The following is a 20,249-nucleotide window of genomic DNA, read 5'->3' as shown; positions in this document are numbered from 1 at the left end:
GCTGGCGGCCGTTGCAGTGGATGGATCCCATGCAACTGCAATGATGAGTGGCACCCGAGTGTCTCAGTTTGTCGCTTTGGGGCTGCTTGTTGCCGGATTGGCTGCTTTCCCGGCTCAGGCTGATGCGGAGCAGGTCGCGCGACCTGCTGATACCGTGACCGGGCGGACGATGGCCGAGCGGTATTGCGCCAATATCGGGGACGCGGCTCAGGATGCGCGCTTTGCCTGGCAGGCCAAGACGATTTCCGACATGGAGAAGGAGCTTGATAAGCGTATCGCGGCCATTGAGGAAAAAAGTGCTGAACTCAAGGACTGGGTCGAGAAGCGTGAAAAGTTTCTCGATATGGCCAATGATGGGCTTGTCGAGATCTATACCAAAATGCGCGCGGATGCGGCTGCGCTACAGCTCGCTGAAATGAATGAAGTGACTGCAGCTGCCATTGTGATGAAGTTGCCTCCGAAAATTGCCGGTGCCGTGTTGTCGGAAATGGAAGCGGAGAAGGCAGCGCGGATGACTGCGACCATTGCCGGTGCCGGACGTGCTGCGAAGCGGAACAAGGGCGGAGAGTCGTGATAACCACCCTACGCGCGCGCATTCTAATCTTATTCTGCGCTCTGCAATGTGCTGGATGCGCGGTTAATCCGCGCGATATGTGGCGTGAGCCGCATCTTACTCCAGTTGGAGCAGGGGTTATTCAGCCGGCCATCGACATTCCCGTCAGCGCAAAGCCCATCCGCACATCCTACCATGGCAATTCGTTCTGGCAGGACGAGAGCGCAGATATGTTTCGCGATCAGCGCGCCATGAACATCGGCGACGTCGTCACGGTGAAGATCTCCATCAAAGACCGAGCGACGATAGAAAACGATTCAGAGCGTTCTCGCGATGCAACGAACGACCTCAACGCGGGCTTTGACTATAGCGCTGCTACCCCGGGTTACACAGGAACCGCGTCAGGCGAGGTCGGAACGGCCATTGGCGCGAAATCAACACATAAAGGCAAGGGAGAGATCGATCGCTCGGAGCGAATCGATCTATTAGTTGCGGCCATCGTTACGGATCTGCTGCCGAACGGTAATTTGATTATTGCCGGATCGCAGGAAGTGCGTGTCAACTTCGAAGTTAGGGTTCTGAGCGTCACGGGGATCGTCCATCCGCGTGATATCGGAGCTGACAACATCGTATCATACGAGAGGATCGCTGAGGCGCGGATTTCTTATGGAGGGCGCGGTCGTCTAACCGAGGTGCAGCAACCGGCTTGGGGACAGCAACTGATCGACAACGTCAGTCCGTTCTGAGCCCCATCGTATACCGAGAATTTCTCACTTGCGCGGGCAGGCGCTAGCATGGCTAAGGCGAAAAATTCTGATAAGGCTTCCGGCGGAGAGGCCTCAGCGCTGGGATTTATCCTCGCGCTTGTCATGCTGACGCTTCTTGGTGGTGGTGCCGGTACGTTTTTTGGCATGCAGCTCGGCGGTGCGACCGCGTTTACGTCGTTTGGTGACGGTGGCTCCGTAGAAGCAGTGGATTCCTCGTCGACGGAAGCAAAGGATGGTCATGGGGGCAAAGTTGGCTCTTCTGACTCGGATGACGGCAGCCAAGATCAAAAGGGCCCCAAGCTTGTCGCGCTGGAGCCGATTTTTGCCAATCTGGCCGAACCCAAAAATGTTTGGATGCGTCTTGAAGCGGCTTTGTTGATCAAGCCAGGCCCGCAAAAGCGCGATGTTCTGATTTTGCAGGTTTCGCAGGATGTCATGCAATTTTTGCGAACGGTGAAATTGGCGCAACTTGAAGACGCGAGCGGATTGCAGTTCCTGCGCGATGACCTGAATGACATTGTTCGGACGCGCAGCGATGGCCAAGTCAGTGAGATTTTGGTCAAGGGGCTAATCGTAGAATGAGGCGCTTTGCGACTCTTCTGATCATTGCCGCGGCTTTCTATTTTGGGTCGGGAAGTGCCAATGCGCAGATTCCAGATCTGCGCGAGCTCATCCCTCAAGGCGACGCCAGTGTCTCTGGACGCATTGTACAAATGCTGGCCTTGCTCACCGTTCTCTCGGTGGCGCCGGGCTTCCTTATCATGGTGACGTGTTTCACGCGCTTCATCATCGCGTTGTCATTTTTGCGAGCTGGGCTCGGTTTGCAGACGACGCCTGCGAATCTCATTCTTATCAGCTTGGCGCTCTTTATGACCTTTTACGTCATGGCGCCGACTTTCGACAAAGCTTGGCAGAATGGGTTGCGACCGCTGATCGAGAATAAGATCACGGAAGAGCAAGCCTACACGGAGATTACGGCACCTTTCAAAGAATTCATGCTGGCCCACGTCCGTGAGAAAGACGTACAACTCTTCGCAAATCTTGCTGACGCAGAGGGGGGCAATATGCAACCCGGGCAAGAAGTGGAAATGCGGGTTCTGATCCCAGCTTTCATGATCTCTGAACTCAGAAGAGGGTTTGAGATTGGCTTTCTGATTATCCTGCCATTTCTCGTAATCGACATGATTGTTGCGACGCTGACGATGTCTATGGGCATGATGATGTTGCCGCCGACAATTATTTCCCTCCCCTTCAAGATCTTATTTTTTGTTCTAATTGACGGTTGGAACCTTCTGGTTGGCGGGCTCATACGTTCGTTCGGGTGATTCTGGAGCGGCGTTTAATCTCTCAGTAACTAAATTGGCTTAGGTGTGGAGGGATGGCAGATCGGGGAACAGATTTCCCCGAAGGTATGACGCCGTTTCTCGCCACCGCCAGCTTCAGGCTGGAATGTCCCATTGATCGAAATTGTCCAAGCGACAAGGGGCACCCTCTTTATGAATAGCATCAATACGAACTTCGCGGCGATGACCGCTCTGCAATCCCTCAATCAGACCAACAAGAACATGATCGAGACGCAGTCGCGCATCTCGACTGGCTATCGCGTTGGCGAAGCGTCGGATAACGCTGCGTACTGGTCCATGGCCACCACCATGCGCTCCGACAACAAGTCGCTGTCGGCCGTGTCTGACGCGCTGGGTCTTGGTGCAGCGACGGTCGACGTCGCTTATGTCGCCATGGAAAAATCCATCGACGTCATGACGGACCTGCAGAAGAAGCTGGTTCTTGCCCGTCAGCCAGGTGCTGATCGCGCGAAGATCCAGACGGAAATCGATGAGCTGCAGAACCAGCTCCGGTCGATCTCGACCTCGGCTTCGTTCACGGGTGAGAACTGGCTGAACGTCGACACCACCGCAGGCTCCGGCTACACGGCAAGCGAGGAAGTCGTTGCTTCCTTCTCGCGGAGTGGCAACACCGTCTCGGTCGGCACGATCTCTATCGACGTTTCATCGACCTTCCTGTTCAACCAGAACGGAGCTGCAACCGCCGACGCACGTGGCATCCTTGCTTCGAACCGCGTTGCTGCGACGGGTGCGATTGGCGTTGCGGGCACGATCGTTATCGCCAGCACAACCGGTGCGGGTGAGATGGATATCTCAGGTGCTGCGATCACGGAGACAAACATTGACGAGTTCATCGAGGCCGTCAATCAGGCTATCCAGGAGATGACGGATGCTGCAACGAACCTCGGTGCAGCCAAGAGCCGTATCGATCTGCAGTCTGAGTTCGTCTCGAACCTGAGCGACGCCATCGATCGTGGTATCTCGACGCTTGTCGATGCTGACATGAACGAAGAGTCCACGCGTATGCAGGCTCTGCAGGTTCAGCAGCAGCTTGGCATCCAGGCTTTGTCGCTGGCCAACCAGAACAGCCAGAACATCCTGTCGCTGTTCCGCTAATTGTAAATTAGTCACTCTGATTTCGACGGGCGCGCTCGGTAACGGGCGCGCCCGTTTTGCGTAATGTTCACATAAGCTTCGTTCGCAATGTTCCTGGCGTAAGGGTTTCTGCCGGCCGTTTGAGCTGGTGTGTTGTACGCGGTGTAGGCCCGTCATTGTAGGTAAGTGGATCGGCTTGATCGAGCCGAAGGCATGATGCCGCTCCACTGCTCCGGTCTGACCCCGGAATGTCCCAAACGCCAATCCCATTCTTGCGACCGAGGGGCATGATCATGAACAGCATCAATACCAACTTTGCGGCGATGACCGCGCTGCAGTCTCTTAATCAGACCAACAAGGATATGATTAAGACGCAGTCGCGTATTTCGACGGGCTATCGCGTGGGCCAAGCGTCCGACAATGCCGCCTACTGGTCCATGGCTACCACCATGCGCTCCGACAACAAATCGTTGTCGGCGGTTACTGACGCGCTTGGCCTTGGCGCAGCTACAGTCGATACGGCCTATACGGCGATGGACAAAGCCATCGACGTTATGACCGATATTCAACAGAAGCTTGTGCTGGCCCGTCAGCCGGGGGCTGACCGCGACAAGATCCAGACCGAAATCGACCAGCTCCAGGATCAGCTTCGCTCGATCGCGATTTCGACGTCTTTCACAGGTGAAAACTGGCTTGCCGTTGATAACGGTCAATCCGGGGGCGGCACCTATTCCTATACGGCTACGGAGGAAATCGTTGCTTCCTTCTCGCGCACTGGCGATACGGTTGCCGTGGGGACGATCTCGATCGATATTTCGACGACTTATCTGTTTAATTTTAATACGGACGGCGCTGGCGGTGCGATTGGTTCGGGAACCGCGACGGCCGACGAGCTTGGAATTTTGGGGTCGGCGCGTTTGGCTGCGACAGGTGAGATTGATGCCGCCGGCACGCTTACGCTCGTAAGCGTCGACGGAACGAGTGAAATGGATATTTCAGCGGCCACAGAAGCGCAGATCGACGAATTCCTGACCGCTGTCGATAAAGCCATCCAGGACATGACGGATGCTGCAACGAATCTCGGCGCGGCCAAGAGCCGGATCAATTTGCAGCAGGATTTCATCGCCAGTCTCGGCGATGCGATTGACCGCGGTGTCTCGACGCTCGTTGACGCTGACATGAATGAAGAATCGACGCGTATCCAGGCGTTGCAGGTTCAGCAACAGCTTGGCATCCAGGCACTCTCCATTGCCAACTCGAACAGCGAAAATATTCTGGCTCTGTTCCGCCAATAGAGTCTCTAAAGTCACACTAATTGAAACGGTCACGCAGAAGACTGCGTGGCCGTTTTGGCATCATTCTCGCGCAAGCTTAACGTCCGATCCTCCCGGTGGGAAATCAGAGAATTTCTAGGGACTTGAATGTTTGCGCGCGATCAACTGATGCAATTGGGTCAAAACCTGGCGGGTCTTGGGACTAAGCGCCTGGCGATGATGTCTGTTGTCGGCATTCTCGTCGTCGCCTTGGTGATAGGGTCGGCCTACTATCTGAGCCGTCCGCCAAAAGAAACTCTCTATACGGGATTAACGCAGCAGGATGTTGCCCGCATCGGCGGGGCGCTTAGCGATCTCAATATTCCGTTCGACGTCAATGAGCAGGGCGGAACCGTGATGGTTGGCTATGGAGAAGCCAGCCGCGCGAGGATGCTGCTTGCCGAGCAGGGTCTCCCAACCGCATCCAGCGGCGGGTATGAACTGTTCGATCAGTTGGGGTCAATGGGGCTCACCTCCTTTATGCAGGAGGTGACACGCGTTCGCGCTCTCGAAGGGGAGATGGCGCGCACTATTCAGACGATGAAGGGTGTTAAGGCAGCCCGTGTCCACATTGTGATGGCGGATGCGGGTTCGTTCCGCCGTCAGTCCCGTCCGGCCTCCGCGTCGGTTGTTATTCGCACCGACATGCCGGGCGAATTTCCAGGTGCCGCGGCGATACGACATCTCGTGGCAGCAGCTGTGCCAGAGCTGAACATCGATAATGTCAGCATTTTGAATACCAATGGTGCGGTTCTGGCAGCCGCGGGCGATCCCAACTCACAAGCGCCTGGAAAGATGCTCGGTCTTGAGCAGACTGTTTCGGAACGATTGCAGCAAAACGTGAGTATGACGCTGGCTCCGTATCTGGGAGTTGGCAATTTTCATGTGAGCGTCGCCGCCAACCTAAATACCGATAAGCGGCAGACACGCGAGACCACTTACGATCCTGACCGGCGCGTCGAGAGGTCGACACACGTTATCAGGCGAGCTGAAAGTACCGAGAATAAAACAGCGAATGGCGCGGTTGGCGTCGAACAGAATATTCCCGAAGAGGAGCCGACGGCTTCAGGCGCCGATCGCTCAGCGAGCAAGGATGAGCGCCGCGAAGAAGTTACGAACTTTGAGATCAGCTCCAAGACGATTTCGACAGTCAGCGAAGGTTATCGCATCGACAAGTTGACGGTTGCTGTCGTCGTCAATCGAGAGCAATTGCTCGATGACGGACAGGTGGCAACTCCGGCAACGCTTCAACCGAAACTCGATGAAATCGAGCGACTTGTTAGCGCTGCGACGGGTATTGATGCGAGCCGTGGTGATGTCGTGACCGTCAGCGCGGTCGACTTCCAAGGGCAAACGGCTGCATTGGCGCCTATGCCTGATGTCGGCGTTGTCGAACACATCATGCGCAATCTGGGCACGCTGATCAATGGTGCGGCAGCCGTTGTGATTGCTTGGCTACTTATCTGGTACGGCGTACGGCCGATGGCGACGGCGATGCGCGAAGTCGCTGAGGCTAATGCGCTGGAAGGCGGCAATCTCGTTGGTGCCGCGGCAGGAATTGGCAGCCTGGAAGCCGCTGATGAGCTTGAGGCTCTGACCTCAGCGGATTCAGCCATAGTTGAAGATTACCAGCGGCGTAATGAGAACTCTCCGCAAGCGCGGTTGCAGCGGATCATCGATATGGATGAGACGCAGGCGGCAGCCGTTCTTAAACAGTGGATGCATGACGGCTCGTAACAATGGCAGCACGACACGCGGTAAACTTCTTAGAAGAGTTGGACGGTGGCTTTGAGCCGGGAACCGACGACGGAGAGGTTATCGAGTTCGATAACCTCTTCGCTGTTCGTGCTTCCGAGGCCGTTGAAAGCAAGACAGAGACACTGGAGTTTGTAGAGGCCGCCGGATACAGCCGCGGTTTTTCAGAGGCACAAGCCAGCGTAGCGAATAAATACGAAGCGCTTCTGAAGGAGAAGACAGAGGCATTCGAAGCGCAACTTGCCGCTGAGCGGGCGCAATGGGCGGAGCGCAGCGCAGATCAAAGCGTGCATCTTATCAAGGAAGAGATTCAACGGTGCGAAACGGCTATTGGCGAGCAAGTTGCTCGGCTGCTGCTTCCGTTGATTGAAACGCAGCTGGCGGAACAGTCCGTTCGTGAAATTCGAGATCTCGTGCGGCGACTCCTTGCTGAAGCGCCGGAGGCTCATATGAAAATTTCCGGTCCCGGCGGCATGGTCGAAGCCATGCGTATGGCGCTTGGTGAGAACGGTCTACATGCCAGTGTCCAGGAAAGTGACGTCTTGGAGCTGAGGGTCGAGATTGATCAGGTCGTCATCGAGTCGCGCGTCAGCAAATGGGTTGAACGGCTTCGCGAGGCGATAGGATGAGCTTAGGTAAGGAAGATACGGCTGCGGCCCAGATTGTCGTTATAAGACGGCGTGCTGATGACCATGGTGAAGGACACCATGGTGGTGTCTGGAAGATCGCATACGCCGACTTCATGACCGCGATGATGGCCTTCTTCTTGGTTATGTGGCTCATAGCTTCCTCGGATCAGCTCACGCGCGAAGGTATCTCGAATTACTTTAATCCAATGCAACTTGCCGAGGATGAGCCTCAGGCCAAGGGGCTTTCGAATGCCGATAAACCCGTAGACCGGGATCCGAATTCCAAGAACATGAATGGCTCGCAGAAGATCAGTGCTTCGGGCGGGGCTGGAGAACTCAAGGTCCAGCAGACGCCGACGGGGCAGGATCTGTTCCAGGACCCTTACGACATTCTCGAGCGATTGGCGCAGCGGGCTTCCTCTGGGGATGAGACGAAAACAGAGCCACGGGCAGATCGCGGACCACAAACTACGGATGATCACGGAACTGCCATGGCCGACGGGCAGGCGTTTCGCGATCCGTTTGACCCGGCGTTCCGCAGCCAGCGACCACCGGCACGCCCCTCGGATGCCGTTGGGGTTGGCGGTGATTCCGTTGCAGATGGGGGCAACACGATGAAGGCCTCCGATCGCATAGCAATTTTGAATGAGGGGGCCGGCGCTCAGGCAGAAAAGGCGGCATCGGACAACGCAGAGTTGGCAATGACGGCTCAAGAAGCGAGCCGCGTGCGTGACGAGCTTGCGGCAGCACTCGGTCGCCATGTTTCCGATGAGAAGACTGGCGAGATCGATACGGATCCTGCATCCGGCGTGAAGGGACCCACGATCGAAGTTACGAGCGATGATCATGGTGTTTTGATCAGCCTTACAGACAACTCCAACTTCGGAATGTTCCCGATTGCGTCAGCGGAACCAGCCGTTGAGATGGTTTCGCTGATGGAAAAGGTTGCGGGTATTCTGAATGAGCGTAAAGGCAGCTTGGTCGTTCGAGGCCATACAGATGGGCGGCCTTTCCGATCGGGGACCAACGACAACTGGCGCCTTTCGATGGCGAGGGCGCACATCGCTTTCCATCTTCTTACGCGGACGGGTCTTGATGAGGCACGGGTCGAACGGATCGAGGGGTATGCGGATCGCCAGTTGAAAGTCGCGGATGATCCGCTGGCATCGGAGAATCGTCGAATCGAGATTTACTTGCGGCAGGAGGCTCCGAATTGATGACGCGGGTCAGATCCATGCTGCTCGGAGGCGCCCTGGCGATGAGCTGGGCGTGTCTCAGTTTTGGTGCGGCCGCGCAAGAGGCTGCCGGCCGGTTGCAAGTGTACGAACTGGTGCGTTCGCTGGTTGTTTTGCAGAACCAGGTCGTGCATGGCGATTTGCGGGCTCATGCATCACAACGCAAACTGCTTGATCATATTGCCGAGGTTATAAAAGGAATGCCCTCCGAGGAATGGGAGGACATTCGGAATGTGCGCGCTGTCATCAGCTTTATTCTGGGGGGCGGTGATCCAAGAGCAGTACGGCCTATTCTGGATAAGTTTGCTGCGCGGGGCGAGATAGGACGCGTGGCGGAGGCCTCTGTGCTTTATGCCGAAGGGAAACGGCGAGAGGCGCGCGAGGCATTCAAAGAGATCAAGCCAAGGAGCCTTGAGACGAGCCTTGCCGGCCATGTCGCGCTGGTTAAGGGGGTGTTGCTGGACGGCAGCGACCGTGAGAATGCGATCAAGAATCTAGACGATGCTCGTTTGCTGTCTCCGGGTACCATCGTGGAAGAAGCGGCGCTGCGTCGCGAAATTCCAATCGTTGCGCGGGCCGGCGATTTCGACAAATTTTCCTATCTGCTGGCCAGATACTACCGGCGCTTCGGAGCGTCAGTTTATGCGCAAGGGCTTGCTCCCGAGGTCGCAGCTGTCGTCGCGGTAAAACGCTTCGTTAAAACTCCGGAGCAGTTTGCTCAGCTAGAGCGTTCCATTGCCGTTAGCAGTCCAGAAGTCGCGCGCGACCTTTATCTCATGCTGGCGCAGTCGGGCGTTGCTGAGGGTTATGCCGACATGGTCCGATTTGCGTCGGAGCGAGCGTCTCAGCTTAGCCAACTCGATACCGTCGATGGAAATCGAGCCAAGCTCTATGGCGCAGCCGTCATGATTGTTTCAGACGATATGGACGAAGGGCTGTCTCGCTTGATGAGCGTGGAAAAGTCACGGCTTGAGCGCGCGGATGTTGAAATCGTGGACGCGGCATTCAACGTGGCGACGGCTGTCCGGCAGTGGCCGGAAACTCCAAAGGCTCCTCCTCTCGCTCTTCAACAGCGTGTGGATGATAAAGCGCTAGAGTCGTTTGCGGCCAATCAAACCAGTCAGTCTGTCCTTCGTGCACGCGATACGCTGGCCGCTGTCGATACTGTTTTGCAGGAGATCGATTGATGGCGGACGCGACTTTGTTTCTCGGTGATGCTGGACATGGTGCAAGTGCTGTCGGTGGCGCCAAGGGGCGGTCGGAGGCCGGCGGCGGCAAAGGGCATGCGGATATTGCGAACGACCAGGGCGAGGGGTTCGAACAAATCCTTGCCAAGGGAAATAAATCTCGCGATGGCGATGCGGAGACTAATGCCGACACGGCCACGTCGGGATCCCGCGTGCGTGGACTTTCAGTGCGGTGGCCGCAGGGTTCGGAGCCCACTGACGAGGATGGCGCGCGCGCCGACGCGACTGAGGATGGAACCTCCACGGGCTCTTTGCGGGAAGCTGATTTAGAATCTGAAGACGCATCTCAGGCTGATCGGACGACCAAGGCGGCCCAGGAGCCGGTGCCCGATGTGTCGTCTCACTTGGTTGGGGCGGCTCCAACAGGGGGGGGCGCAGGCGATGCCAGCTTAGGAGTTGGCTCTGCGAAGACGGCGGTGGGTAGAGGCGACGGCATTGGTAAGAACCTAATGTCAGGGTTGCCTGCCGATGATTTGCAGGGCGCAAGGCAAGCTCGCGACGCCAGTGCGATCGAGACTTCGAGACAAGCAAACCGTGTGGCAAATGATGTAGCGGTTCAAGCGAATCAGGCAGCTTCCCGAAATCCCGCCGGGCCGATTCTGCCGGGAGCGGTTCAGCCTGCGGTGGCTCAGCTCACCGCAGTTCTGTCGCAGGGCCGAGAGACCGGGAAGCGTGATGTTGCCGCGCAGCGCGGACCGATGGATGTTCCCGCAAAGATAAATGTATCTCTGGCGGAAACGCATTTCTCACCCGTTAAGCCGGACAGCGAACTAGAAGCTTACGATCTTGCACGACGCGCTGACGGGCGTGGTGCCCAAAAAGATCTTGGTAAATCAGCTCGCGACGTGTCGCGGATGCAAGCTGAAGTGCGATCCGATAAAGCTGGCCGAAGTTCTACGTTGACGCAAACCGATGTGCGGGCCGAACAGATTGCTCAAAGCGTGGCAAGGTCGGCCTCCGGTGACGTTAGTGGGCAGATCGGGACAAGAATTTTACAGGAACTCGAGCACGCTCGCCCCTTGAGTGAGACCCGGAGTTCCGGTCAGGTGCACGTAAAGCAATCCGATCCCGTGCTGAAGGTTCTGGAAATTAAGCTCGAGCCACGTGATTTGGGCAGTGTCGTGGTCCGTATGTCGCTCCGCAATGACGTCCTAAACGTCGAACTTGGGTTTGGCAGATCAGAGGCGGCTGCAACAATTGCGAAAAATACGGACCAACTTACCCATTATCTGCGGTCGTCCGGCTATGTCGTCGACGAAGTTGTGGTGCGCGTCGTTGAGGGTGACCACCGCGTACATTCTCAGATGACGACGACAGCGACCACGGGCGCTGATCCAACTCATGCTCAAGGTGAGGCGGGCAATTCAGCGACCTCGTCCGGTTTGACGGGGCAATCCTTCGGCGAGCAGGGCGAGCGGCGGCCGGCGGCTGGAGGGCAAAACCCGAGTTCGCAACACGGTGGTGAGGGGACACATGACCAGGACAATTCTCAGTCTCGCTCTCGCGGTGGCGTTTTCGTTTAGTTTGGCCGGGACGCTAAGTGCGGAGACCGCGAATGTCTGTGAGCGGGAAATGGCGCGTGCGGCAAAGTTGCACAATATCCCCCTCGGGATCCTTTATGCCGTCGGACTAACTGAGACCGGCCGCGGTGATGGGTTGCGTCCATATGCGCTCAATATCGACGGCGATGCCGTCTACGATTTAACACGGCGACAGGCTGCGGCCCGTGTTCAGGAATCACGCGCGCGCGGTATCAAGCTGATCGATATCGGATGCATGCAGATTAATCACTACTGGCACGCAGATAAGTTCCGCTCACTGGATGACATGCTCGATCCGGCACGGAATGTCGCTTACGCGGCCTTGTTCCTCAAGGAATTGCACGCCCGTGAAGGCAGTTGGGTCATGGCTGTCGCCCGCTATCATGCGGGGCCTAATAATGATGCAGCTCAGAAGCGTTATGTGTGTCGCGTGATCGATAACATGGTTGCGACAGGGTTTGCGGAGTGGACGAAAGCGGCGCGGCATTTCTGCGGCAGGTAGTTTTGTAAATGCTTATGCGCCCGGGGTTTCATGTGCTCCATTGTGAGCGAATCTGCTATTGGCGTTGATTACAAGATGCTTTTGCAAGCTGGCGTCGCCAGGCCGAGACAACGAGATGCGCTAGGTTGGCGAAAGCATTCGGCAGTAAGAGATTTTCAAGGGTTTATAGGCTCCAAATTGGGACGCGGCAGTCTTGGCGGATGCAACGACATGGGCGCCAGCTGGAGCTGAAAAAAATTAGGCTGGGCACAGAGTTGTCTCGGGCTTTGGAGGGATAGATCATGAATACGGATATCGCAGTACTTGTGGTGGATGATTACAGCACGATGGTGCGCATTATCCGGAAGCTGCTGAAGCAGGTTGGTTTCGAGAACGTGGACGAAGCCGCCAGCGGTGCGGAAGCCTTCGAAAAGCTCAAGCAGAAAAGCTACGGCCTCGTCATCTCCGATTGGAATATGGAGCCTATGACCGGTTATGATCTGCTGAAAGCTGTGCGTAGCGACGCCAACCTTAAGGACACGCCCTTCATCCTGGTGACGGCGGAATCCAAAACCGAAAATATCGAGGCGGCAAAGGCTGCCGGCGTTGACAGCTATCTGATTAAACCCTTCACAGCTCCAGTTCTGAAGGAAAAGATTGACGGCGTGTTTGCGAAATACGCTGCCTGAGTCAAGGCGGCGTATTGAGACGTTTCTGAGTTTGCGTTGGGCATGCGGAGGCGAGAGTGGTCGTTTGGCCAAGGGTTCCATGGAGCCCGGGAACTCGTTTTCCAAGAGGATTCTGACAAGCGACCGGCGAGGCGTTCTTGGAAAAAGTGACTGGCAAAACGCGGCTCCGTGGTGCTGAACGGACAGCGGCGCTCCTGCTGGCCATGGGCAAGGAAAATGCCGATCGCATCGTCAAGCATTTCGACGAAGAAGATCTCAAACATCTTGCACGTACCGCCTCGACTCTAGGTCGTGTGCCGCGCAAAGCCATAGAAAACCTGGTCGAAGAGCTCTCTGAAGCTATGTCGATCGGGGCCGATCTGATGGGCAACGACAACGTTGCCGAGCAGCTGATTTCGGGTTTCCTACCTGAAGATCAGGCTGCAGAGTTGATGTCGGATTTGCGTGGCGATGCGGGCAAGGTCGTTTGGCCCCGGCTAGCGAAGATGCCGGAGTCGGCCACAGTGCAGTATCTGACGAAAGAGCATCCGCAGGTTGCGGCCTATGTTCTGTCAAAGCTTGCGCCGGGCTTGGCTGCGAGCGTTATCAGTCAATTGCCACTGGAATTGCGCAAAGAACTGACGCGGCGCATGCTGACGATCAAGCCAGTGTTGGATGCCCCTGTGCGTATACTGGAAGACGTTCTGGCGCAGCACCTCATTACCAGGGTTGCCCGGTCCAACGGTCCGGATATTCATGCGCGCCTGGCTGATATCATCAACAAGCTTGACCGCGAGCAGATGGACGAAGTCCTTAACGGGCTTGAGGAATATCGGCCGAAAGAGGCTAAGATCGTGCGTGGCCTGTTGTTTACCTTCGACGATATCGTCAAGCTCAGCATCGAAGTTCGTACGCGCCTGTTCGATGAAGTGCCGCCTGAAACGGTTATGTTGGCTTTGAAGGGTGCAGACCGGCCGGTTACCGAAGCAGTTCTCGAATCTGTATCGACCCGTGCGCGGCGCATCATCGAGCAAGAGCTTGCCAGCGGCGCGGCTGGTGTCCGGAAGGACATTATGCAGGCTCGCAGGTCTATCGCTGATCTTGCCCTCGACATGGCCAATCGCGGCCTGATCGAGATCGGTGGCGAAGACGAGTACTAAGCTCACAAGCGTTTCAGTTGGGTGAAGACGGCTTCAGTTTCGCGAAGGGCTAATACTTTATTAATCTTCGCTTGAAGCCAAGTGCGCTGTAGGGAAGCGACATGAGCAATGGCAAGGCCGCTTCACTGGGTGGCAAGGATACCGTAGAGCGGCTGTTTCAACCGCCGAAGCTTTCGCTTGAACAATTACCTGGGCTTGCGGCTGTTTTTGAGTCAGTCGCCGGGACATGCACAGAGCAGTTGCGCGAATGGGTGACGACGCCTTTGTCGTTGCTTGTGAATGGCATCGAGCTTTCAAATGCCTGGGATGTCCTCGAAAGCTACGAGGATTGCGTTGCCTTCATCTATTATGCAACCGCGTGGGACGCGCGGATTGTCGTGGGGGTCGATAAGCGCCTTGTTTATTTTTTGCTCGAGGCGATTTTTGGCGGCGACGGATCAACTGCCCCTTTCGACGATCAACGACCCCTTTCCAATCTTGAAGTGCGTATAGCTAAAGAGATCTCGAGGATCTCGGTTGACGCAATGCGCCGAGAGTTTGGACGTATCTCGCCAACGGAATTCGAACTTGAGCGTTTTGAGCCGACTATCGAATTCACGATGATGGGGCAGAGCGACTTCCCGGTTTCAGTGAGCCAGGTGCTGTCTCAAGTGCTCGATCATGGTGGGCGTATGTTCATCATGATACCGCAGACGGCTCTGCACCAGATGCGCGCCAAACTGCAGCGCGGGACCGGCGAGGCGACTACGGTGGCCGACCCCGTATGGACGCAGCGCATGGGTGATGGAGTTGCGCGCACAGTGGCGCGTCTTGAAGCCCACCTAGAGGGGCCGACAATGACGATTGATCAGATTGCAAATCTGAAAGTCGGGCAGGTGCTCGAAGCCAATTCCGGTGACTTTGGCGGAGTCATTTTGGAGTGCGACGGCACCCCCCTGTTCGAATGCAAACTGGGGCAATCCCGGGGGCAGATTTCTCTGCGATTGGAACAAGCGCTCGACCCGAGCGAGCAGTTTCTTGGCGAAATGATTCTAAAATCCAAACGAGCGTAAAAATGGAGTTTGGTGCCGACAAAGGTGGCTTAGAGCTTCAGTAGACGCGTGATCTGGTGAAAATCCCGCAATTTCAAGTGTTTTTGGCTGTTTCGAGCCTAACAAATATTTTCGTAGTCGTTTGTTAAGTACTGGAAACTATACGAGGATATGATGCTCGGCCTAAATCCGTGAAAACACGGGCCACTGCAACGGGGAGCCAGTGATGCGCGAAGATTCAAATGTTGAAGCGGTACCATCGGATCTTGAAGAACGGGCGGCCGCGCTCGTCAATCCTGCCTCGGGAATTGCAAATGATTTTCTGAATCATTTCAACGAGGTGCTTCTTCTGATTGAAAATCTACCCGTGCTTTTGCCGGAAATGGTCGATGAGCTACTGGGTTGGGCGCCTCGGACGTACCGTGAGTACTTTACGCATTCGGAATTGCCGGGCAGCAAACTGACTTTAGAAATCTATGATTCGATCTGCGATGAATTGCGGACCGAATTTGAAGCGCGTGTCGATGCAGTCAATTTGATGTGTCTCGAAAGCATTGATGTCATCAAAAGCCGCCGTGACGGAAAGGGTGAAATCGAAGCCGAGGATGTCGAAGAGTATTGCGAGCAGATTTCGTTGAAACTACGTTCGGCGCTTTCTGATTTGGCGGATCTCGTCAACAACGGATACGCAGCGCCTGTCGAAGCTCCGCAATCGATGGCGGACCGAATGATACCTGCGAATTGAGCTTTGGGGGCCGGGGGGCACGGGATCTATGGATGAGCTACTTAGAGATTTTCTGGTAGAGACGACGGAGCATATCGAGGGCGCGGAAAACCAACTTGTTCAGTTCGAACGGGATCCGTCAGATGCATCGCTCATCGCCAGTATTTTTCGTCTCGTTCATACGATTAAAGGCACCTCCAGCTTCCTTGGCCTGAACCGACTTCAGGATGTTGCGCACGGTGCGGAGACGCTCATCAGCGAGCTGCGCGACGGTGCGCCACCTACAGAACACACGGTTACGTTGATCCTGGCGGCAATCGATCGCATTAAAGGGCTAATCGAGGAAATCGAGGAGCACGGCGGCGAACCGGAAGGTGATGATTCCGATCTTGTGAGTATGCTGGCGGATCACGCTGCCAATGCTCTCAAAGAAACGGAAGCGTCTGCACAGGTTGAGACCACCGAGGTATCTTCTGCGCAAACCGGGGCGGAAGAAGACGAGGCTGTGATGTCCGCGACAGAAGTCGCGTCCGCACCGCTTGCAGAAGCAAAAACCGATGAGAGCACCAACAAGGCTAATCCGGCGTCGAATGGCAACTCTAAGAAATCAGAGGGTGCCCATAGCCAAGAAACGATCCGCGTCACGGTCGATACCATCGAGCGGATTATGCAACTTGTTTCCGAGCTGGTGCTGACGCGAAACCAGCTGCTCGAACTGACACGCAATCGCGAGGAAGATACCGTCAAAGCGCCGTTACAGCGTTTGTCGACAGTGACGAGCGATCTGCAGGACGCTGTGATGCGGGCGCGTATGCAGCCGGTTGGTCGTCTTTATTCAAGCTTGCCTCGTCTTATCCGTGAGCTCTCATCCGAACTTGGCAAGAAGATCAATCTGGTTACGGAAGGCGCCGATACTGAGCTTGACCGTCAGCTCATAGATGTCATTCGCGATCCGATGACACACTTGATCCGCAACTGTGCGGATCACGGCATCGAACGTCCGGACGAGCGGGCGGCGGCTGGTAAGCCGGAAATGGGTACCATTCGGGTATCTGCTTCGCACGAGGCCGGCCAGATCACGATCGATATCGTGGATGATGGGCGTGGGCTGAATATCGATAAGATCAAGTCTAAGATCCTATCGAGCGGTATTGCCACGGAAGCTGGCTTGGCTGCGATGACGCAGCAGGAGATCTATCAGCAGATCTTCGAGCCTGGTTTTTCGACCGCAAGCAACATCACGAACGTTTCCGGCCGCGGTGTCGGCATGGACGTTGTGAAGTCGAACATTGAATCCATTGGCGGGTCGGTCTCCTTGTCGAGCGCGCCCGGAGCGGGTTCCCGCTTCTCGCTGCGTATTCCGCTGACTCTTGCTATCGCCCCGGCCCTCATTGTCGAAGTGGGCGATCAACGCTTCGCACTTCCTCAGCACGCCGTTGTCGAGGCGGTCGGCATCGGGGGGCAATCGCCGCATAAGATCGAGCGACTTCAAAACTCGCTGGTGCTCAAACTGCGTGAGCAGGTCATTCCCGTCGTCGCGTTGCGGTCGGTGCTTGGCATGACCGACAATGACAATGATCGTGATACGTTGGTTGTCATTATGCGCGTCGGTTCGCAGACGATCGGTGTGATTGTCGATGACGTCGCGGATGTCCAGGAAATCGTTGTGAAGCCGCTTAGTGCGACTATCGCGCACCTCAGCATCTTCACTGGCCATACGATCCTCGGTGATGGCTCCGTCGTTCTCATTATCGATCCGGCAGGCGTCGCGGTCGCTCTGGGTATCGAAAAATCTGCGGAACGTAAGTCCGAATCCGTACGTGAAGTTGCGGCGAGATCGGAAAGCTCGCGCTACGTTCTGTTCCGTGCTGGTGGCGGTGCACCTAAGATCCTTCCACTATCTCTGGTCGGGCGTATCGAGTCTGTGGAAGCTGATCGGATCGAAGAAGCCAACGGTCAGTATGTTGTGCAACATCAGGGTCGCTTGATGCCGATCGTTCCGGCGTCTCCAGCGGTTGATGTCTATGCACGACCCGTAAGTCCCGCGCTCATAATTTCCATCGGCTCCCGGACGATGGGACTGCTTGTCGATGAGATTATCGATATCTTCGAAGGCAAGCTCGACATTCAGATGGATAATCCAGGTTCCGATATCATCGGTACGACGGTGGTCAAGAATCACGCCGTGGAATTGGTCGATATTGCCTATCACCTGCGGGGCGCTTTCCCCGAGCCGGACCTTAAATCGCAGACAAATGGTACACGACTTCTTGTTGTCTCGCGGGATACGTACGCGACAGATGTTTTGTGTCCGACCTTGGCTGCGGCTGGGTTTAGCGTCAACGTGCGTGCAGATTCGCACGGTGCTAAGGCCCTGCTGCAGGAAAGCGGCGGCGAGTTCGATACGGTATTAATCGACCTTGAGGAGCCGGGCCTCAATCTCAAAGCCATCCAGGAGGCTTGTCAGGCGATTGGGCGGGGCAACATACCGATAATCGGTTTGGATGGAGAGGCGAGCGGGCACCGGATGAGTTTCCCGGCACAGGTATTGGCAGGGCGGATTGCCAAGTTTGACCGTAACGCGCTTCTTTCCATGCTTAGTGGGATTGTAGCGGAACGTCAGCAGGCATCTATGGCGCTTGCGAGCTGAGCTCAAAGCGGGGGGCAATTCATGCAGGCTCAAGATCAGGCTTTAGCCGTACTCGGCGATGGGGATGAGCGCATTCGCACAAGTGCGCAGAGCTATTTCACGATTTTTATTGGCGAAGAGATATTCGGTATTTCCGTACAAGATACCCAAACGATCTTTCGCGTGCAGAAGGTTACACCTATTCCGCACGCACCGAAGGATATCGTCGGGCTTGTCAATATTCGCGGTAAAATCGTTACTGCCGTTAGTCTTCGCCGGCGTTTGCGACTCGATGACGTCGAGAGTTTTGACAACGCTTTGGCGATCGGAATGGAACATAAGGGCGAGAATTTTGCACTTATGGTCGATCAGGTCGGAGATGTTCTATCTCTGGATGGATCCATGCGTATTCCGACACCGCCGCACTTCGATCCGATACGGGCGAGCCTTATGAGCGGGCTGTATCGGGTTAACGATTTCCTAATTCCCGTTTTGGATGTGGGTGCCGTTTTTGATTTCACAAAGTAGTAATCAATAGTGTGCACAGTTCACGGACAAATGTTCCTCCAGCGTATCAGGGGCCTTCAACATGACCACTGCTCTCGTCGTCGATGACTCGCGAGTCGTCCGAGGCTTCATCAGCAAAATCCTAGAATCAATAGGGTTCGTGGTTCAGCAGGCTGAAAACGGCGTGCTGGCCAAGGCGGCATGTGAAAAGTCCATGCCGGAAGTCATCATTGTTGACTGGAACATGCCAGAAATGAATGGCCTCGAATTTGTCGAGGCGCTTCGGGCTATGCCGAATGGCCATGAACCGAAAGTCGTTTTCTGTACGACCGAAAACGACATCAAGCACATTATGAAGGCGATCGAGAGCGGCGCTGATGAATACATCATGAAGCCCTTTGATCGCGCCATCCTGGAAACGAAACTCGATCAGGTAGGTATTCTTCCGCATTCTGTGGAGACCTCGGCGTTGGCTGCGATTGGGTAATTTCCTTCCGCGCCTACGTTACGGCGCTCCTCTCCAGATTAATTCCTCAACAAAAGCATTCTGCCCGCCAGCGGCATCTGTTCGGAGAAGCTGACTATGACCCCAAATACCGCCAAGGTATCCGGCGACCCTTATGAGGTGCTTTGCGCGTTCCTCAAGAAGGAATCGGGTCTCATAATCGATGCCCAAAAGCGGTATCTCGTTGAGAGCAAAATGCAGCCGATTATTCGGCGCGAGGGCCTAAACGGGTTCCATGGTCTGGTTGATATTCTGATCAACAACAAGTCGGCTCCGCTTGCGAAAGAGGTCGTCGAAACGATGACCATCAACGAGACATACTTCTTCCGCGACAAGGTGCCATTCGACAAGTTCTCGCAGGTGGTTCTACCGAAGCTGATCGAAACGCGGCCGGCCTACAAGACCATCCGAATCTGGAGTGCTGCGTGTTCGAGTGGTCAGGAGCCTTATTCTCTGGCCATGATCCTTGACCAGATGAAAGCTCAGCTTGGAGGGCGCAGGGTCGAGATTATTGCAACGGATCTGTCGGAAGCCATTCTGGCCAAGGCACGCGAAGGTCTCTATTCGCAGTTCGAAGTCCAGAGAGGCCTGCCAACGCCGTTCCTGTTGCGGTATTTCGACCAGAAGGGCGACAAGTGGCAGATCAAGGAGAGCCTTCGCTCACAGGTGCAGTTCCGTCGACTCAACTTGTTGGGTGACTACAATGCGATCGGCAACGTCGACGTTATTTTCTGCCGCAACGTTCTGATCTATTTCGATAACGCTGGTAAGCGCGAGGTCTTGGCGAAGATGCGCCGTAATCTGGCGAATGACGGTTTTCTCATGCTCGGCGCTTCCGAGAGCGTATTAGGCACTTCGACTGAGTTCGTTGCCGATCCTATGCACCGTATGGTCCTCTCGCCTGCGGACGCGAATTTAGGTGCGGCTCGTAGACCAGCTGTTGCAGCGCCGGCAACACCGGCGGCGCTAAGGGCTGCTATTCTCGCTGGGTAACTGGATTGCGCTGTACGACGCTGCCAGGCAGCGTCGTAAGGGCGTTGTTTTGGCGTGACCCACGTTATTATAG

General features: G+C 55.7%; 20 protein-coding genes. All 20 read left to right on the top strand.

Going from position 1 to position 20,249, the window contains the following annotated elements; all coding sequences use genetic code 11:
- The first annotated feature begins 58 nt into the window (after positions 1-58).
- Complete coding sequence (locus BLS30_RS09885) at positions 59-574, top strand: MotE family protein (protein WP_139165325.1); 516 nt, start codon at positions 59-61, stop codon at positions 572-574.
- Positions 571-1,299, top strand: a complete 729-nt coding sequence (flgH, locus tag BLS30_RS09880; RefSeq protein ID WP_052744032.1) for a flagellar basal body L-ring protein FlgH — start codon at positions 571-573, stop codon at positions 1,297-1,299. The genes BLS30_RS09885 and flgH overlap by 4 nt, the downstream gene beginning before the upstream one ends.
- Positions 1,300-1,347: 48 nt before the next feature.
- The gene (locus tag BLS30_RS09875; RefSeq protein WP_052744033.1) at positions 1,348-1,902 is read left to right on the top strand and encodes a flagellar basal body-associated FliL family protein; all 555 of its coding nucleotides are present in this window, start codon (positions 1,348-1,350) and stop codon (positions 1,900-1,902) included.
- The gene (gene fliP / locus BLS30_RS09870) at positions 1,899-2,645 is read left to right on the top strand and encodes a flagellar type III secretion system pore protein FliP (protein WP_090228394.1); all 747 of its coding nucleotides are present in this window, start codon (positions 1,899-1,901) and stop codon (positions 2,643-2,645) included. The genes BLS30_RS09875 and fliP overlap by 4 nt, the downstream gene beginning before the upstream one ends.
- 171 nt (positions 2,646-2,816) lie before the next feature.
- Positions 2,817-3,779 (top strand): flagellin N-terminal helical domain-containing protein, encoded by a 963-nt coding sequence (locus tag BLS30_RS09865; RefSeq protein ID WP_046479321.1) that lies wholly within the window; start codon positions 2,817-2,819, stop codon positions 3,777-3,779.
- Between the two features lie 272 nt (positions 3,780-4,051).
- Complete coding sequence (locus BLS30_RS09860; protein WP_170832446.1) at positions 4,052-5,053, top strand: flagellin N-terminal helical domain-containing protein; 1,002 nt, start codon at positions 4,052-4,054, stop codon at positions 5,051-5,053.
- 147 nt (positions 5,054-5,200) lie between these two features.
- Positions 5,201-6,808 carry a flagellar basal-body MS-ring/collar protein FliF gene (gene fliF / locus BLS30_RS09855; RefSeq protein ID WP_244512407.1) on the top strand — a complete coding sequence of 536 codons (1,608 nt, stop codon included), beginning with the start codon at positions 5,201-5,203 and terminating at the stop codon, positions 6,806-6,808.
- 2 nt (positions 6,809-6,810) lie between these two features.
- Positions 6,811-7,455: a hypothetical protein gene (locus BLS30_RS09850; RefSeq protein WP_090228389.1), complete on the top strand. Its 645-nt coding sequence runs from the start codon at positions 6,811-6,813 to the stop codon at positions 7,453-7,455.
- On the top strand, positions 7,452-8,672 hold the full coding sequence (locus BLS30_RS09845) for a MotB family protein (protein ID WP_090228386.1): 1,221 nt from the start codon (positions 7,452-7,454) through the stop codon (positions 8,670-8,672). The genes BLS30_RS09850 and BLS30_RS09845 overlap by 4 nt, the downstream gene beginning before the upstream one ends.
- Complete coding sequence (locus BLS30_RS09840; RefSeq protein ID WP_090228382.1) at positions 8,672-9,877, top strand: hypothetical protein; 1,206 nt, start codon at positions 8,672-8,674, stop codon at positions 9,875-9,877. Before BLS30_RS09845 ends, BLS30_RS09840 begins: the two co-directional genes overlap by 1 nt.
- Positions 9,877-11,460, top strand: coding sequence for a flagellar hook-length control protein FliK (locus BLS30_RS09835; protein ID WP_090228380.1), 1,584 nt, complete (start codon positions 9,877-9,879; stop codon positions 11,458-11,460). Before BLS30_RS09840 ends, BLS30_RS09835 begins: the two co-directional genes overlap by 1 nt.
- Positions 11,411-11,980, top strand: a complete 570-nt coding sequence (locus BLS30_RS09830) for a lytic transglycosylase domain-containing protein (RefSeq protein ID WP_076605350.1) — start codon at positions 11,411-11,413, stop codon at positions 11,978-11,980. Before BLS30_RS09835 ends, BLS30_RS09830 begins: the two co-directional genes overlap by 50 nt.
- Before the next feature lie 281 nt (positions 11,981-12,261).
- The gene (locus BLS30_RS09825) at positions 12,262-12,648 is read left to right on the top strand and encodes a response regulator (RefSeq protein WP_046479329.1); all 387 of its coding nucleotides are present in this window, start codon (positions 12,262-12,264) and stop codon (positions 12,646-12,648) included.
- Positions 12,649-12,794: 146 nt separating this feature from the next.
- Positions 12,795-13,787 (top strand): flagellar motor switch protein FliG, encoded by a 993-nt coding sequence (locus BLS30_RS09820; protein ID WP_052744034.1) that lies wholly within the window; start codon positions 12,795-12,797, stop codon positions 13,785-13,787.
- Positions 13,788-13,888: 101 nt separating this feature from the next.
- The gene (locus tag BLS30_RS09815) at positions 13,889-14,839 is read left to right on the top strand and encodes a FliM/FliN family flagellar motor switch protein (RefSeq protein ID WP_090228378.1); all 951 of its coding nucleotides are present in this window, start codon (positions 13,889-13,891) and stop codon (positions 14,837-14,839) included.
- 205 nt (positions 14,840-15,044) lie between these two features.
- Entirely contained in the window at positions 15,045-15,563 is a 519-nt protein-coding gene (locus tag BLS30_RS09810) for a hypothetical protein (RefSeq protein ID WP_046479332.1), read from the top strand.
- A 28-nt stretch (positions 15,564-15,591) separates the two neighbouring features.
- On the top strand, positions 15,592-18,192 hold the full coding sequence (locus BLS30_RS09805) for a hybrid sensor histidine kinase/response regulator (protein WP_090228375.1): 2,601 nt from the start codon (positions 15,592-15,594) through the stop codon (positions 18,190-18,192).
- A 21-nt stretch (positions 18,193-18,213) separates the two neighbouring features.
- Positions 18,214-18,699 carry a chemotaxis protein CheW gene (locus tag BLS30_RS09800; RefSeq protein ID WP_082101186.1) on the top strand — a complete coding sequence of 162 codons (486 nt, stop codon included), beginning with the start codon at positions 18,214-18,216 and terminating at the stop codon, positions 18,697-18,699.
- A 61-nt stretch (positions 18,700-18,760) separates the two neighbouring features.
- Complete coding sequence (locus tag BLS30_RS09795) at positions 18,761-19,165, top strand: response regulator (RefSeq protein WP_046479334.1); 405 nt, start codon at positions 18,761-18,763, stop codon at positions 19,163-19,165.
- A 96-nt stretch (positions 19,166-19,261) separates the two neighbouring features.
- Positions 19,262-20,176, top strand: a complete 915-nt coding sequence (locus BLS30_RS09790; RefSeq protein WP_046479335.1) for a CheR family methyltransferase — start codon at positions 19,262-19,264, stop codon at positions 20,174-20,176.
- Positions 20,177-20,249 lie beyond the last annotated feature (73 nt).

This window comes from Filomicrobium insigne, from assembly GCF_900104305.1.
Lineage (GTDB): Bacteria > Pseudomonadota > Alphaproteobacteria > Rhizobiales > Hyphomicrobiaceae > Filomicrobium > Filomicrobium insigne.
The sequence above is the reverse complement of the archived record's forward strand: the minus strand, read 5'-3'. Positions and strand labels throughout refer to the sequence as shown.

Coding starts and splice junctions, on each gene's coding strand:
- BLS30_RS09875 (WP_052744033.1), top strand. CDS start 1,348: ATGGCTAAGGCGAAAAATTCTGATAAGGCTTCCGGCGGAGAGGCCTCA.
- fliP (WP_090228394.1), top strand. CDS start 1,899: ATGAGGCGCTTTGCGACTCTTCTGATCATTGCCGCGGCTTTCTATTTT.
- BLS30_RS09865 (WP_046479321.1), top strand. CDS start 2,817: ATGAATAGCATCAATACGAACTTCGCGGCGATGACCGCTCTGCAATCC.
- BLS30_RS09860 (WP_170832446.1), top strand. CDS start 4,052: ATGAACAGCATCAATACCAACTTTGCGGCGATGACCGCGCTGCAGTCT.
- fliF (WP_244512407.1), top strand. CDS start 5,201: ATGCAATTGGGTCAAAACCTGGCGGGTCTTGGGACTAAGCGCCTGGCG.
- BLS30_RS09850 (WP_090228389.1), top strand. CDS start 6,811: ATGGCAGCACGACACGCGGTAAACTTCTTAGAAGAGTTGGACGGTGGC.
- BLS30_RS09845 (WP_090228386.1), top strand. CDS start 7,452: ATGAGCTTAGGTAAGGAAGATACGGCTGCGGCCCAGATTGTCGTTATA.
- BLS30_RS09840 (WP_090228382.1), top strand. CDS start 8,672: ATGACGCGGGTCAGATCCATGCTGCTCGGAGGCGCCCTGGCGATGAGC.
- BLS30_RS09835 (WP_090228380.1), top strand. CDS start 9,877: ATGGCGGACGCGACTTTGTTTCTCGGTGATGCTGGACATGGTGCAAGT.
- BLS30_RS09830 (WP_076605350.1), top strand. CDS start 11,411: ATGACCAGGACAATTCTCAGTCTCGCTCTCGCGGTGGCGTTTTCGTTT.
- BLS30_RS09825 (WP_046479329.1), top strand. CDS start 12,262: ATGAATACGGATATCGCAGTACTTGTGGTGGATGATTACAGCACGATG.
- BLS30_RS09815 (WP_090228378.1), top strand. CDS start 13,889: ATGAGCAATGGCAAGGCCGCTTCACTGGGTGGCAAGGATACCGTAGAG.
- BLS30_RS09810 (WP_046479332.1), top strand. CDS start 15,045: ATGCGCGAAGATTCAAATGTTGAAGCGGTACCATCGGATCTTGAAGAA.
- BLS30_RS09805 (WP_090228375.1), top strand. CDS start 15,592: ATGGATGAGCTACTTAGAGATTTTCTGGTAGAGACGACGGAGCATATC.
- BLS30_RS09800 (WP_082101186.1), top strand. CDS start 18,214: ATGCAGGCTCAAGATCAGGCTTTAGCCGTACTCGGCGATGGGGATGAG.
- BLS30_RS09795 (WP_046479334.1), top strand. CDS start 18,761: ATGACCACTGCTCTCGTCGTCGATGACTCGCGAGTCGTCCGAGGCTTC.
- BLS30_RS09790 (WP_046479335.1), top strand. CDS start 19,262: ATGACCCCAAATACCGCCAAGGTATCCGGCGACCCTTATGAGGTGCTT.